Source organism: Bacteroides sp. HMSC067B03 (genome assembly GCF_001811315.1).
Lineage (GTDB): Bacteria > Bacteroidota > Bacteroidia > Bacteroidales > Bacteroidaceae > Bacteroides > Bacteroides faecis.
Window position 1 is genome coordinate 1 of record NZ_KV804374.1, and the last position, 1,754, is coordinate 1,754.

General features: G+C 34.0%; 1 protein-coding gene and 1 pseudogene. Both read left to right on the plus strand.

Translation table 11 applies throughout. The features are described 5' to 3' along the window. Positions 1–735, plus strand: a pseudogene (locus tag HMPREF2794_RS29010) (hypothetical protein); the annotation flags it as partial. Positions 736–744: 9 nt separating this feature from the next. Beyond that, a partial coding sequence (locus HMPREF2794_RS15775; RefSeq protein WP_139147267.1) for a hypothetical protein occupies positions 745–1,754 on the plus strand: 1,010 nt, incomplete at its 3' end.

Consider the following 1,754-nt stretch of genomic DNA (forward strand, 5'->3'; position numbering starts at 1 on the left):
AATAGTGATGGTGGCTATTATGGTTCTCCTGGTTCTGGTGATAGTTCTTATTACTCTCAATATGATTTTAATAATTGGGAAGGTCCTTGGTATGGCGGTTGGGTTGAAGGTATGGGTTGGGTTGCTCCAGATGCAGATATTTATGGTCATAAGCCTGGCGGTGGCTCTTCTAATACTCATGAGTATCCTTATTGGTGGTATTATGATGAACCTTTTGAGCACCCTGATTGGGATGGAAATTACGGTGGGTATTATTATAATGGAAGTTTTGATGATGGTAATCTCAACTTAATACATCTAAACAATGGAGAGTGTGTTGTTGCTGCAATAGTCAATGCTGGAATAATGTTAGGTGTAGATTTATCTGTATCATCTATTACTTCCGATCTAAAAAGTTATAAAGATAATAGCATTAATAGATATGTGATTAGCGATGAGTTACTGGGAAATATTTTGGATGATTATTTTGATGTGACAATAGTAGATAAAGTGTCGAGAATAAACAAGTATGTAGTTCTAGGCAAGCCTGTTTGTATACGATTAAATAGACAAGAAAATACTGTAGATGGTATTACATATCAGCAATTGCACGATGTTGTTATCACGGGTGTAAATAACGGTATGAATGGTTATTTTGAATATTATGATTCCGTGACTGGTGAGATGGGGCATATGACGCAAAGTGAGTTGGAAACTAAAACAACAGGAAAATTTTATATATTGGACCATAAATAGAACTTAAACATGAAGAAAATATTGATCCTCTTCTTGATTTTTCTGCCTTTAAATGGGGCTTGTTATTGCCAAGTGTCTTCTTGCGATTCTTTGTATAAACGTATACCTGTTGTGAGGTATTCTCCAAAGGACTTTTTGGCAATAGTCAATGACGCTTTTATACATAGCCCGGAATATTTGGATATATGTATAAAAGCGAAAGATACCTTATTTGTTCAGTATCGATTTGGTAAATCCCATGTCTATCGAAGGAAATTCTTTGATATTAATAAAATTGACACACAGCTGTTTTTTAGTGAAGACAGCCTGTTTATTGTTTCTATAAAAAATGAAGCATTTGGTTATCCAGAACTTCCTATCTATAGTATTTATGGGGTGAAAAAGTGTGGCGGATATTTGTATGGATTAACTTGGGGCAAGAGAGAATTGTATTCATTTTCTGATTTGCTCAAAACCCGTTATGGTTCTATAGATAAGTTTCGTGAGATATACCTGAATGATGTCAGAGATAATCTTAGTCTTATGGGAGACGAGTATAATGGAATAGCATTATATCCTAATGATAAACGTGGAATGCAATCTTTTTTAGAAAAAGACTATGTGATCTATGAAAGATATAATCCTGCTGATACGGTAGGAGTATTAAATAGATTTGTGTCATTAGTTTCGACCTATACATTGTTGAAGGAAAAACAGAAAGATCTGCTTGAAAATAAAATAATAGAAAGGGTTCGTTATAATCATACGATGAATATAGAAAAAAAGGAGATCAAACACTATATTCCTTCAGAGATTATTTTATATGGGGCAGATGTAACAGTTTTGTTATCCAATGTACTAACAGAATCACAATATGAAGTGGTCTATTCTGCGCTTCAGAATTGTAATTCTTACAGACGTGACGCTATATTTGGTCTGCACTTATTCAGATCTCCTAAAAATATATGGGATGATGGCGATTATGCTACATCATATGAAGATAGGCTGAAGGAAACGGCAAATAATCTTTTGAATCATGT